Source organism: Streptomyces sp. NPDC050546 (genome assembly GCF_044457425.1).
Classification (GTDB): Bacteria; Actinomycetota; Actinomycetes; order Streptomycetales; family Streptomycetaceae; genus Streptomyces.
In genome coordinates this window covers 247,383-259,571 of sequence record NZ_JBITGX010000010.1, presented here as the reverse complement: position 1 = coordinate 259,571, position 12,189 = coordinate 247,383, and the positions used below count along the sequence as shown (strand labels likewise).

Here is a 12,189-nt window from a genome sequence, read left to right as displayed (position 1 = left end):
GTGCCAGGTGTGCGGGCCCAGGCCTGTGGGAGACCGGCAGTACGTGGGCGAGCTGCCTACTTCTCAGAGATCGGCCACTTGGGAAGCCTCGCCTTTTGATAGGTCAGATCGCTCCACCGGGGGGTCGCCGAACCAGGCGCACCGACATACAAGACGTGGGGCGAGAGCTGCGAGAACGACTTGTAGAAGTGATGGGCTGACTTGACGACCACTACGGCCTTGTCATCGAGGGTGCACCCCAGTCCGGTGAACAGATCGATGTTCAGGGCCTGGGCCCGCTCGGATGTGAGTACGCACTCGATACCGTTGGCTTCCACCAGGGCGGCGTCCCCGACCGACAGAGGCTCACCTGTCTGATTGGTCTCCGTGTGCTTGCGGCGCAGCGCCTTCACCCGGAAGACCTCGTCGACGGGGCTTCCTGACATGGGGCTGGTCTTGCCGCCGACGCGCATCGGCAATCGCGCGCCCACGCCGGCTGCGAAGGCGGTCCGCACCGCCACCGGGTCCCACAGTGGTCCGAGGGCCACATCGGTGATTTCTCGTTCGATCAGCCGCTGCAGGATGAAGGTGGAGTCTCCGGCTGCGCCGCTTCCAGGGTTGTCAGAGCGGTCAGCGAGGATGACGGGCCCGGGGCGCTGACTCAGCGCGGCGTCGAGAGCTTCATCCACCATCAGGTACCGGACGAGGAACTCTTCCCGCAGGGAGATCAGTTCGTCTGCCAGTCGCTGTGCCGTCTCATGAGCCGTCGGCAGGTCTGCGTCCGTGTAGACGAGGACCTTCGTTCCCATGTCCGGCACGTCTCCTGTGGCGAAGCCCTGGATGGTGGACACGGAGAGCACACCGCCCTGTCCTTCCAGGGCCTTCATCCGGGCGACGTACGAGAGGCCCGGCTCGCGGGAGGTGTGCACGGGGATGACCATGTCGGTGTCCATGACGGCGGGAACCGGCCGGATCTCCCCGGCGAACGTTTTCGCACACAGGTCGACGAGCTCCACGGCCCGGTCCTCGATGTCCGAGTGCGGATACTCCTTGTAAGCGATCAGGACGTCGGCGTTGGCCACCATGGCGTCACTCAGGTGTGCGTGCGGATCGAGTTCGCATCCGATCACCGCATCCGGACCGGCCACCTCTCGTACCCGCGTGATGATGTCGCCCTCGCAGTCGTCGTAGCCGTCGGCGACCATGGCGCCGTGGAGGCCGAGGAGAACCACGTCGACGGGCAGGCTGCGCCGCAGGTCCGCCAGGAGCTCGTCACGCAGGCCCTCGTAGGCCTCGCGGGAGACCAGGCCCGCGGGATGGGTGTTGGCGAAGACCCCGTCGAGGATCGTCCACCCTTCCAGGCGGGCTCGTCGTTTGGCCACCGTCATGGGGGCGGAGTACCGGGTCATGTGCTCCGGATGCGTTCCTGCGGGAAAGTAGCCCTGCTCGTGGAAGGCGTCGATCCCGGTGGGCAGGGGCGAGAAGGTGTTCGTCTCGGTGCCGATCCCGGCGGTAAAGACACGCATGGTCATCCTTTGCTCACTCTGTGCTCGCAGTAGCGGCCAGTTCACGGAGGTACGTCGGGCAGGAGCGCCCGATCCTGGACAGTCGAGTTCGGGCGTATCCAGGGGCCACGCGTGGCGCGTGTGGTGCTCGAGGTGACTTCAGCGGTCCACGGCGCTGTTGAGGGCCAGGAGGGCGTCGCGGTGTTCCGCGCCTGCCTCCGCGACGACTTCCGCCGTGGACTGGGCGGTGCGGATGGGGACGAAGACCGTGCCGTCACCGGCACTGCTGAATCCGTGTACGGCCGGGCGGGGCAGGCTGTTGTAGGAGAAGTGGGACGAGAAGTAGTAGGCGCCGGTGTCGCGCAGGACCACCAGGTCGCCTTCCGTCAGCTCCGGCAGCTCGCGGCCGTGGGCCACGACGTCGCCGGCGAAACAGCATGGCCCGGCCACGTCCTGGACCAGTTCGCGGCCGCGGCGGCGTCGGCCGCCGGCATCGTAGGCCTCTACTCGCAGCGGCCACGCCTGAGGCATGAACACGGTGCGCGTCGCGGTCTGCGCGCCGGCATGGGTGATGGCGATGCGCCGCCCGCCGGCGTCCTTGGTGTATTCGACCAGCGCGGCGACGAAGCCGTTCTTTGCCAGCAGGGACCGACCGAACTCGGTGACGAGCGAGTAGCGACCGCTGAAGAGTTCGGGCACGCGCGCCCGCAACACCGCTACGTACTCCGTGTAGCTGGGGCGGACCGAGTCGTCGTCGAAGTTGACCGGCAGGCCTCCGCCGATGTCCAGGCTGGTCACCTGGCGCCGCCCGACGGCGGCGTTGATCTCTTCGGCGAGTTCATACGCCGCGCGCACGCCCTCGGCGATGAGTTCCAGCGGGCAGCCCTGCGAGCCGACGTGCACGTGCAGGCGCGTGAGCCAGGGTCGGGCGGCACATGCCGACACCACTTCGTCGCGCATGCCGGGATCGGCGAGCGGGACACCGAATTTCGAACTGGCGGAGGCCGTACTCATCGCACTGATCGATCCTGCTCCCACCTGGGGATTGACGCGGATTCCCAGGACGGAAGCCGTCTGTGGCGTGACCAGTTCGTCGATCCGCTTGAGCTCGTCGAGATTGTCCGCGTTCACCGCCACTCCGAGGTTGAGCGCCTCGGCCAGTTCTGCGCGCGTCTTCGCCGGCGAGTCCAGAACGATGCGTTCGGCAGGAAACCCCGCGGCAAGAGCCTGTGCCAGTTCGCCCGGGCTGGCCACCTCGCAGCCGAGCCCTCTGGCTGCCAGCAACCGCAGCACCGGGACGAGCGGGCATGCCTTCGCGGCAAAGGCGTGCAGAACCGCGACCCCTTCGAACGCGCTCTGCAGTTCGCCGACCGTCGTGTGCACCCCGTCGATGTCGATGAACCCGGCCACCGGATGCGCGGCCCCGGTGAGTCCCGCCTCGACCGCGGCCCGAACGACCCGATCGAATCGGTCTTCGCTGGATGGCTGAATGTCCCGGTCCATGGATGCACCTTCCTGTTCGTGTCCCCCAGACTCACCCCACTGCGGCGCACCGGACCCTGGGTGCTGAAATTCGTCAAATGTTCGCTGAATCAAGCCGAAATATTGCATACTCCGCTACATGACCCCCAGTGCCCTGCCTGATCTCGTCGTCGATGAGGTCGATCTCGAGCTCATCAACGCGCTGCAAGTCGCCCCACGGGCGACGTGGGCCGTCCTGGGCCGGACGCTCAGGCTCGATTCGGCCACCGTCGCGCGGCGGTGGCAGCGCCTCAGCGCGGCCGGTCTGGCCTGGGTGACCTGCACCGTGGGCCCGTCCAGGCACAGCGATTCATGCATGGCGTACGTCCGCGTCGTCACGGCACAAGGTCACTTCGATGACGTGGCGACACGTCTCGTGGAGAATCCGGCCGTGCGCTACGTGCACCACACGACGGGAGCGAGTTCCCTGCTCGTGGTGGTCGCCCGGAGAAGCCCCGCGGCCGTGGCCCACTTCCTGCGCGACGTCCTGGACGTCATGCCCGGCGTGCTGTCGTACCAGTCCGAGATCCGCACGGTCGGTTACAGCGAACCGAGTCGTTGGCGCCTGCGGAGTCTTGCCCCAGCACAGCAGCAGACCCTCCAGGCGCCGGCCGTCGAAGCCCGCGGAATCAGGGTGGACGAGGTCGACCGATCCCTCTACGAGTTGCTCCACACAGACGGGCGCATGGGCTTTACGGAGATGGCCGAACAGGCAGGCGTCAGCGAGGCCACCGTCCGTCGGCGGGTGAACCGGCTTCTTGCCAGCGGCTCCCTGCGGCTCAGATGCGAGGTGGCGCAATCGGTGTCCGGATGGCCGACGACCGCCATCCTGTGGGCGCGCGTACCGCCCTCTTCTCTCGACCAGGTCGCGCGTGCGCTCGTCCCGCGCCCCGAAGTCCGCCTGAGCTGCTCCCTGTCGGGTCCCGACAACCTGCTGACGATGGTGTGGCTACGAACCCCGGCCGAGCTCCCGGAGTTCGAACGCGTCCTGTCCGAGAGCCATCCGGAGTACACCGTGACCGACCGAGCCGTCTGCCTGCACACCATGAAGCAGATGGGGCGCCAACTCGACGCGGACGGGCGTTGCATCCGCGCGCTCGCGCTGAACCCGACTGCTTTCCCCGTCACCTGACCCCGCCGCCCTGGAGCATTGGGTGGGCCGCGCCACACCCGCGGCCGTCTTGGCCGTGTACCACGACCAGCTGGGAAGGGGAGTAGCCCCGCAATACCGGTCGTCGACACACTGGAGCCCACGGGTTCCCGGTGACCGGGCCCGTGATCGTTGAGACTGCGGGTGGGCGAGACCTTCGGCCCTTTTTAGACGACATCAAGTGCGTATCGGCGGGGTCGAAGACGTTCCGCCGCTCCTCGCGCCGCTCGTCCTTCGAGGCCCCGCCGGTGCGGGAAGTCTGGACGAGTCCCGTGATCCATTCGCCTTCAAGCCGACGCTCGGCCTGTTGATCTTCGCCGCCCACTCTTTCGTGAAGCAGCTGGACGTCATCGGCCCCATGCTCGGCTTGTCCGCCACCGTGACGGCACTGTTGCTGTCGCCGACCGCCACCGAGCTCCCGGAGATCATGAACGCGGTCATCTGGGTCGGACAGGGCTGGACCAAGCTCGAGCTGGCCAACATTTTGTGCACCCAGCCGCGGTCGGCGAGCTTGGTCATCTTCGCCCGCAGAGATTCCAGCTTGCCGCGCACCGAGGCGTCCAGCCCCGGCCGCTCGCCTCCCGCCCTGACCTGCACCGGGCCGTCGGCCTCCCGCACGATGGCCAGGATCTTGCCGTAGTCGCCGGGCAGCGCGCCCTCGTCGGCCGCGTCGCTGCGGTGCGGGATGAGCAGGACTGCCCGTCCAGCCACCTTCGTCGATAACGGAGCGACAGCCCGGCATCGGCCCGGCCTGCTCAGTCAGGCGGTTCAACACCCGCTCCGCGATCGCCAGTTCATCCCGCTCGGCCTGGAGCTGCTTGGCCAACTCCTCCGCGAGGGCGTCCAGTTCGCTCCGGCGGGCGGTGATCCACTGCCGCACCTGCGTCCCCCGCACCCTCCCGTGTTCTCACGCCGTGCCGACCTGCTCACGGATCGTAGGCGGGGGCCGGTCGCGGACGCAGCCGAACCCGGCATCCGCCGGACCCGGACCTGCCCGATGATCTACGCCATGGTCATCGGCCGCCGACCGGTACGAGTACCCAACTCGTCAATCAGACCAGACCCGTGACCTGCGACTTCACGATGCACACCGCTCAGTCCTGGGGGACGCCGAGCACGCCGCACCCGGCGTGCTCCACCCGGTGGCCGCGGGTGGCGGGGAACCTGCGGTGCAGGATCGAGGTGAGGGACCGGATGGTCGCCTCCTGGGTGGCGCCGTCGCGGTCGGTGGCCGAGCCGAAGCGGTAGGGGATGCCCCGCCCGCCGATCGCGATCCGGCCGTCGGCAGGCGTACATGTGGGAGTAGCACTTGTCGCTGAGGGTCTCGCCCCCGCCCCAGCCGATCTCCTCCCAGACGGACTCCGGCAGGGGCTCGGTGACGATCATCGAGCTGTTCATGGGGAGCCAGGTGCGCCGGACCACGGCACGGACCTGCTGACCACCCTGCGCCACTACCTCGCCTCCGCGGGCAACAAGTCGATCGCGGCCCGGCGGAGCCACCTGTCACGGCAGGCGCTCTACCAACGTCTGCACCTCATCGAGGACATCCTGCGCGCGGACCTCGAGTCCGGCGACTGCCGGGCGCAGCTGCATGTCGCGATCGCGGCCCTGGACGCACAGCGGGCACGACACCGACCGGGCCGGCCGTGAACCCCGCTGTCATCGTGCGGGGTCCGGGATCCGCAGGCTCACCTCGTAGCCCCCGTCGGTGGTGGGGCCCGACGCGAGGGCGCCGCCGAGGAGTTCGGCGCGCTCCTTGAGCCCGACGAGGCCCTGACGGGACCCGGGCAGCGGCAGGGAGGGCCGGGTGGGGGGTGTGTTCGTGACGGTCACCCCGAAGGCCTCGCCGTCGTCGGCACACCAGAGGCGTACGGTCGCGGTGGCGCCGGGCGCGTGCTTGCGCACATTGGTGAGGGCTTCCTGCACGGTGCGGTACACGGCGCGCTGCGCGGGCGTGCTGACGTCGGGCGGGAGTTCACCGAGCAGTTCGGTGTCGATGCCGCTCGTCGCCAGGAGTTTGCGCAGGTCGGCGAGGGTGGGCTGCGGGGTGAGCTCGGTGGCGTCCCCGCCCGAGGCCCTGAGCAGGGTGACCATGTGACGCAGCTCGTCGAGGGTGTCGACGCTGAGGGAGCGGATGGTGCGGGCGCCCTCCTTGAAATCCGGGTCCGTGGCGGCGACCTGGAGGGCTCCGGCCTGCACGGCGATCAGACTGACCTGGTGGGAGACGACGTCATGCATCTCACGGGCGAGCTGGGCGCGCTCGCGGGCGAGCACGGCCTGGGAGTGCAGCAGCCGTTCGTGCTCGCGGGCCTCCTCGATCTCCACGAGCCGACGGGCCAGGTCCCGGCGCGCCTGGACGAGCTGGCCCAGCAGGACGGGCGCGGCGGCCGTGGCGAGCGTGTAGAAGAAGTAGACGAGGGTCCAGGTGCGGTCGCGCGAGGCGAAGTCGTCCAGGGGCCAGGGCGCGGCTGACGCCAGCGCGAACAGCACGGCGCACACGACGAGCAGACGGCGGTCGCGGGACCGTTCCGCCAGCGTGAACAGGGCGGCGAACGGGGCGAAGACGATGTCCAGCATCAGGCTGGCCGGGAGCGTGCACGCGAACACCGCGAGCGGGAAGCGGCGGCGGAACACGAGCGCGGCACAGCCCGCGGCGGCCACCGCCGTCGCCAGGCGGGAGCCCTCGTCCAGGTTGAACCAGACGTCCCCGGCCGCGATCGCCACGATGACGACGTCGAGGACCGGTTCGGGGACGCGCGCCCACCACGCACGGCGAGTCGTCATCGCCCGGACCCCGAACGCCGTCGCCCGTCGAGCAGCCCCGCCCGCTGCGCGAGCAGCGCGGCCTGCACCCGGCTGCCGACCCGCAACTTGGTGAGGATCGCGCTGACGTGATCCTTCACCGTGCCCGCGCTGAGATGGACGCGGGCACCGATCTCCGTGTTGGACAGTCCCTCCGCGACCAGCACGAGCACCTCGCGCTCACGCTCGGTGAGCCGCCCCACGCGCGCCGCCTCGGCGTCGTCGGCCGCCGCGGCCCCGGGATGGCTCTGCCACACGGCGCGGGACGCCTTGGGCGACATCACGACCCCGCCCGCCGCCAGGGTCCTCACCAACTGGGCGAGTTGGTCGGGCTCGGTGTCCTTGAGCAGGAATCCGGCCGCTCCGGAGCGCAGCGCGGTGAGGACGTACTCGTCCGCGTCGAACGTCGTCAGCATCGCCACCACCGGCGGCTTCGGCAGGGCGCGCACCTCCCGCAGCACGGTCAGTCCGTCGACGTCCGGCATCCGGATGTCCAGCAGCACGACGTCCGGCCGCTCCCGCCGGACACTGTCGACGGCCTCCGCGCCCGCCGTTGCCGCGACGACCTCGATGTCGTCCGCAGCGCCCAGGATCAGCTTGAAGCCGGACCGCACGAGCGCCTCGTCGTCCACCACCACTACCCGGATCACGCGTGCTCCGCCTCGTCGTCCCTGTGCGTACGCCTCCGGCCGCACACCGGTGCCGACCGGCACCGGTCCCACCGTAGAACGAGAAATGCCGGGTGCGGTGGTGCGGCGGGACGCTCCCGCCACTCGGGGGGGGGACGGACCCGCCGCCCGGCGGGGCCGGACCGGACACATGCCGGATACTCCCGGCTCAGGCCGCTCCCGAGCCTGGGAAGCATGACCCAGAACGCAGACGACACGGCACTCGCGGCGCCGCCCGCCGCCCGGCCGGAAACCACCACGAGTGGGCGCGCCCCGGTGGGACGCCTGATCGGAGTGGACCTCGCCCGGGGGCTCGCGGTCTTCGGTATGTACGCGGCCCACGTCGGCCCCGACCCCTCCGAGGGCGGAGCGACCGGCTTCCTCATGGAGCTGGCGCACGGCCGGGCCTCCGCGCTCTTCGCCTTCCTGGCCGGCTTCTCGATCATGCTGATCACCGGCCGTCGCAGCCCGAAGACGGGCCGGGCGGGCCGTCAGGCGGTCGCCAAGGTCGTGATCCGGGCGCTGGTGCTGCTGGCCCTGGGCACGGCGCTCACGCTCACCGACACGCCGGTCGAGGTGATCCTCGCCTTCTACGGCCTCTACTTCCTGCTGGTCCTGCCGCTGTACCGGCTGAGCGCCCGCCCGCTGGCGATCATCGCCGTCGCCGGTGCCCTGGTCCTTCCCCAGGTCCTGTACGTCGTGCAAGGCGCCCTGAACTCCGGCGAGGAAGGAGGCCCCGGGGGCATCTGGGCCTGGCCCGCGGATGCCGACGGCATCGTCTCGCTGCTGGTCACCGGCAGCTATCCCGCCCTGACCTGGATCCCCTTCGTCATCGCCGGCATGGCCGTGGCCCGCCTGGACCTGGCCGCCACCGCCGTACGCATACGCCTGGCCATCACCGGCGTCGCGCTCGCCCTGCTCGGGTACGGCGGCTCCTGGCTGGCCCTGCACCTGGTGCCCGGAGCCCTGCCGGCGATCAGCGCCTCCGGCTGGGGTGAGGGCGGTTCGGCCGCGTCCGCCTGGTGGTCCGACACCTGGGGCTACCCCGGCGGCGACACCCCGGCCGCCCTTCTCGTGGCCTCCCCGCACAGCGAGACCACCCTCTCGGTCATCGCCAACGCCGGTGTGGCGATCGCGGTCCTCGTCGGCTGTCTCGCGGCCGTCGACGCCTTCCCGCGCTTCCACCGGCTGGTCCGACCGGTGATCGCGGTCGGCACGATGTCCCTGACCGCGTACGTCTTCCACGTCGTCGGCATCCGGCTCCTCGGCATCGAGGAACTCCCCGGCTCACCGCCGCACGTGCTGCTCGGCTTCATCGCCGCCGTGACCGTGCTCGCGACGCTGTGGTCCCGCTTCTTCCGGCGAGGCCCTTTGGAGTGGCTGCTCGGCAAGGCCACCAAGCCGGCCGAACTGGTGCGGTGAGCCGGACAGCGCGCGGGTGACGCCGAGCGGGACGGCACGGCCCGACCCGTCTCCGGATCAGGCCACTGCCACGGGGGCTGCTGCCGTCAGGCGCCCACTCCGGCGGTGCCGGCCGGGGCGCCGGGCACCGCCGGGCTGCCCGGCAGAGGCGTCCGGGCGGGGCGTTCGGCCAGGACGTCCAGGATGTTGTCGACCGCCAGGTCGACCATGGCGGCCCGGGTGGCCTCGGTGGCCGAGCCGATGTGGGGGAGCGTCACCACGTTCGGCTCGGCGACCAGCGGTGACAACTCCGTTCCCATCGGCTCGCGTTCGAAGACGTCGAGTCCGGCGGAGTGCAGCCGCCCCTCCCGGACGGCGTGCAGCAGGGCCTCCTCGTCGACGACACCACCGCGGGAGGTGCTGACCAGCGTCGCCGTGGGCTTCATCGCGGCCAGTTCGCGGGTGGAGACGAGGTGCCGCGTCTCGTCGGTGAGCGGGACGTGCAGCGACACGATGTCGGACTCGGTCAGCAGCGTGGACAGTTCGACCGAGGTGGAGAGGTCGTCGTCGGGCGCGTAGGGGTCGTGGTGGAGCACCCGCATGCCGAAGCCGTGGGCACGGCGGGCCACCGCGCGGCCGATCTGGCCGTAGCCGACCAGGCCGAGGGTGGCGCCGTGGATGTCCAGACCGAGGTAGTCGTGCATCCGGAACAGCCCCCAGGAGCCCGACGCCAGGCTCGCTCCGGCGGTGCCGATCCGCCGGCGGGCGGCGAGGATCAGGGCGAAGGTGAGGTCGGCGGTGGTCTCCGCGAGCACGCGCGGGGTGTGGGTGACGACGATGCCGCGCTCGGCGGCGGCGGTCCGGTCGACGTTGTCGAAGCCCATGCTCGCCAGCGCGATCACCCGCAGAGAGGGGCCGGCGGCGTCCATCAGCGCGCCGTCCACCGGGTCGTTGCCCAGGGCGAGGATTCCGCTGACTCCGGGTGCGAGCGCCGCGAGGTCCGCGGGGCCGGGCTTGCCGTCACCGGGCCAGGCCACCCTTTCCGCCGCAGCGGACAAACGGTCCAGGCCGTTGCCGGGCAGGTTTTCACGGGTGGTGAGCACACGCTTCTGCATTCATGTCTCCAGGGCAGCGACTTTCGCAGAAAACTAGCCGCGACTGCCACCGGAAACAAATAGAGGTTTCGTGTGACGCTATTGCGGATTCTTATTCTTCGTGCGGTGTCTCGTCAAAGTCCGTGATGAGCTCGAGGAACAGATCGTGCACCGCCAGGGCGGGCTCCGAGAGGGGCTGGTTGTCCGAGGTGACCAGGGACAGCTTCACCTGGATCACGGGATGCACGATGCGGCGCACCGACAGGGAGCGGACGTCGAGGATGGCGCGCGCGGCCGACCAGGGCAGGACGGTGGCGCCGAGGCCCGCGTCGACGGCGTTGACGAGCGTCAGCGCGGACTCGACCTCACCCGCCACGTTCGGCAGGAGCGAGGCCTGCTGGAAGGCGGCGTCCACCACCTGCCGGATCGTGTGGATGCGGCTGGGCAGCAGCAGAGGCACGTCCTTGAGCTCGTCCAGATCCACCTCGCCCGCTCCGTGCGGGGCCGTGCCGCCGGGCGCGCCGATCAGGAACAGGTCCTCCGTCCGCAACGGCTCGAACTGCACACCCCGCAGCGGGCCGGCCCCGTAGATGAACGCCATGTCCATCCGCCCGGTCATGATGGCCTCGCTGATCACACCGCCGAAGTTCTCGTTAATGTGCAGCAGGATGTCCGGGTAGCGCTCGCGCACGCTCTTCAGCAGCGGCAGCGCGAGCGCCGCGCCCAGACTGTACGGCGCGAGCCCCACGGACACGCTGCCGGCGGGAGCCCGGCCGGAGACCTCCACGGCGGCGTGCGCGAGGTCCACCTGCCTCAGGATCAGCTGGGCGTGCCGGTACAGCGCCCGGCCCGCCTCGGTCGGGGCCACCCCGCGTTTGCTGCGGATCAGCAGCTGCTGCCCGAACTGCGCCTCCAGGGCGGACAGCTGCTGGCTGAGCGCGGGCTGCGCGATGTGCAGGATGTCGGCCGCGCGCGTGATGCTCCCCGCGTCAATGATCTTGATGAACGAGTACAGACGCCTGGTGTCCATGCGGGGCCTTCCACGGGGAGCGGAGCCTCATCGTAGGGAGGGCCCACCCCGAAGCACAGCCCCGAGAGGGCCCGGGGTGTGAGGCAGGTCATAACCATTCGCGATAACGCCAGATCGAACGCATATTGGCGGTCGAGCGAGCAGGGGATTAAGTTGAGCGGAACATCCAGCCAGGATGCATTTCGGGAAATCAGCGAGACGTGATCGCATTCCCCTTCCTCGCACTGTCCTTCCCCATATTCTCCCGGAGGACTTCATGACCCCCAAGGTTGATCTCGTCGCCGATCTCGGCGAGGGATTCGGCGCCTACACAATGGGCGACGACGAAGCCCTCCTGGAAATGCTGACGTCCGCGAATGTCGCCTGCGGATTCCACGCAGGCGATCCGCGCATCATGGACGCCACCGTCCGGACCTGTGTGGCGAACCGGGTGGCCGTGGGCGCCCACCCGAGCTTTCCCGACCTGGTCGGCTTCGGCCGCCGCGCGATGGACCTCACGCGCGAGGAGGTCCGCACGGACGTGCTGTACCAGATCGGCGCCCTCCAGGCGTTCGCCGTCGCGCACGGCACCCGGGTGCAGCATGTCGCCCCGCACGGACGCCTGGGCAACCTGGTCGCCGTACGCGCCGACTACGCCCGTGCCGTCGTGGAGGCCGTCGCCTCCCTGGACGAGTCGCTGATCGTCCTCGCGCAGGACGGCGAGCTCGCCGACGCCGCCCGGGCCCGCGGACTGCGCGTGGGCATCGTCGGCATCGCCGACCGCGCCTACCGCGACGACGGGACCCTCGTCCCCCGCTCGGAGCCCGGAGCGGTCATCCACGACCCGGACGAGGTGGCCCGGCGGACCCTGCGCATGGTCACCGAGGGAGTCATCCGCAGCGCCGACGGCAAGGACATCCCGGTCGTCTGCGACACCGTCCTGCTGCACGGCGACAGCCCCGGAGCGATCGCGCTGGCCGGCCGCATCCGCGCGGAACTCCTCGCCGCCGGTGTCGAGATCACCTCGCTCGACAAGGTGCTGAGCGGGACGGGCGTCTGA

Annotated in this window: 11 protein-coding genes and 1 pseudogene; 5 read left to right on the top strand and 7 right to left on the bottom strand. The window is 70.1% G+C overall.

The genetic code is table 11. The features are described from left to right. Positions 1–56 precede the first annotated feature (56 nt). Both ACIBK5_RS25730 and ACIBK5_RS25725 read right to left on the bottom strand, forming a co-directional pair. On the bottom strand, positions 57–1,505 hold the full coding sequence (locus tag ACIBK5_RS25730; protein WP_399022860.1) for a M81 family metallopeptidase: 1,449 nt from the start codon (positions 1,503–1,505) through the stop codon (positions 57–59). Positions 1,506–1,643: 138 nt separating this feature from the next. Next, a complete protein-coding gene (locus ACIBK5_RS25725; protein WP_399022858.1) occupies positions 1,644–2,987 on the bottom strand; it encodes a diaminopimelate decarboxylase in 1,344 nt (447 codons plus the stop codon). A 118-nt stretch (positions 2,988–3,105) separates the two neighbouring features. Between ACIBK5_RS25725 and ACIBK5_RS25720 the strand changes: the two genes are divergently transcribed. Beyond that, entirely contained in the window at positions 3,106–4,137 is a 1,032-nt protein-coding gene (locus ACIBK5_RS25720) for an Lrp/AsnC family transcriptional regulator (RefSeq protein ID WP_399022857.1), read from the top strand. Between the two features lie 199 nt (positions 4,138–4,336). Continuing rightward, on the top strand, positions 4,337–4,795 hold the full coding sequence (locus ACIBK5_RS25715; protein ID WP_399022854.1) for a hypothetical protein: 459 nt from the start codon (positions 4,337–4,339) through the stop codon (positions 4,793–4,795). Positions 4,796–5,252: 457 nt separating this feature from the next. Here the strand turns inward: ACIBK5_RS25715 and ACIBK5_RS25710 are convergent. After that, positions 5,253–5,571 (bottom strand): annotated as a pseudogene (locus tag ACIBK5_RS25710) (FAD-dependent oxidoreductase); the annotation flags it as partial. Here ACIBK5_RS25710 and ACIBK5_RS25705 point away from each other — a divergent pair. Further along, a complete protein-coding gene (locus ACIBK5_RS25705; protein WP_399022852.1) occupies positions 5,452–5,805 on the top strand; it encodes a helix-turn-helix domain-containing protein in 354 nt (117 codons plus the stop codon). The pseudogene ACIBK5_RS25710 and the gene ACIBK5_RS25705 overlap by 120 nt on opposite strands. Positions 5,806–5,814: 9 nt before the next feature. Here ACIBK5_RS25705 and ACIBK5_RS25700 read toward each other — a convergent pair whose 3' ends face one another. Together ACIBK5_RS25700 and ACIBK5_RS25695 are read right to left on the bottom strand one after the other, a co-directional pair. Then, a complete protein-coding gene (locus ACIBK5_RS25700; protein WP_399022850.1) occupies positions 5,815–6,939 on the bottom strand; it encodes a sensor histidine kinase in 1,125 nt (374 codons plus the stop codon). Then, the gene (locus ACIBK5_RS25695; RefSeq protein ID WP_399022848.1) at positions 6,936–7,607 is read right to left on the bottom strand and encodes a response regulator; all 672 of its coding nucleotides are present in this window, start codon (positions 7,605–7,607) and stop codon (positions 6,936–6,938) included. The genes ACIBK5_RS25700 and ACIBK5_RS25695 overlap by 4 nt, the downstream gene beginning before the upstream one ends. A gap of 213 nt (positions 7,608–7,820) precedes the next feature. Between ACIBK5_RS25695 and ACIBK5_RS25690 the strand changes: the two genes are divergently transcribed. Further along, positions 7,821–9,047, top strand: coding sequence for a DUF418 domain-containing protein (locus tag ACIBK5_RS25690; RefSeq protein ID WP_399022846.1), 1,227 nt, complete (start codon positions 7,821–7,823; stop codon positions 9,045–9,047). An 86-nt stretch (positions 9,048–9,133) separates the two neighbouring features. On the opposite strand, the gene ACIBK5_RS25685 is transcribed toward ACIBK5_RS25690, so the two are convergent. Continuing rightward, positions 9,134–10,141 (bottom strand): 2-hydroxyacid dehydrogenase, encoded by a 1,008-nt coding sequence (locus ACIBK5_RS25685; protein ID WP_399022844.1) that lies wholly within the window; start codon positions 10,139–10,141, stop codon positions 9,134–9,136. A 91-nt stretch (positions 10,142–10,232) separates the two neighbouring features. Then, positions 10,233–11,150 carry a nitrogen assimilation transcriptional regulator NAC gene (gene nac / locus ACIBK5_RS25680; RefSeq protein ID WP_399022842.1) on the bottom strand — a complete coding sequence of 306 codons (918 nt, stop codon included), beginning with the start codon at positions 11,148–11,150 and terminating at the stop codon, positions 10,233–10,235. A 256-nt stretch (positions 11,151–11,406) separates the two neighbouring features. Between nac and ACIBK5_RS25675 the strand changes: the two genes are divergently transcribed. Further along, positions 11,407–12,189, top strand: coding sequence for a LamB/YcsF family protein (locus ACIBK5_RS25675; protein WP_399022840.1), 783 nt, complete (start codon positions 11,407–11,409; stop codon positions 12,187–12,189).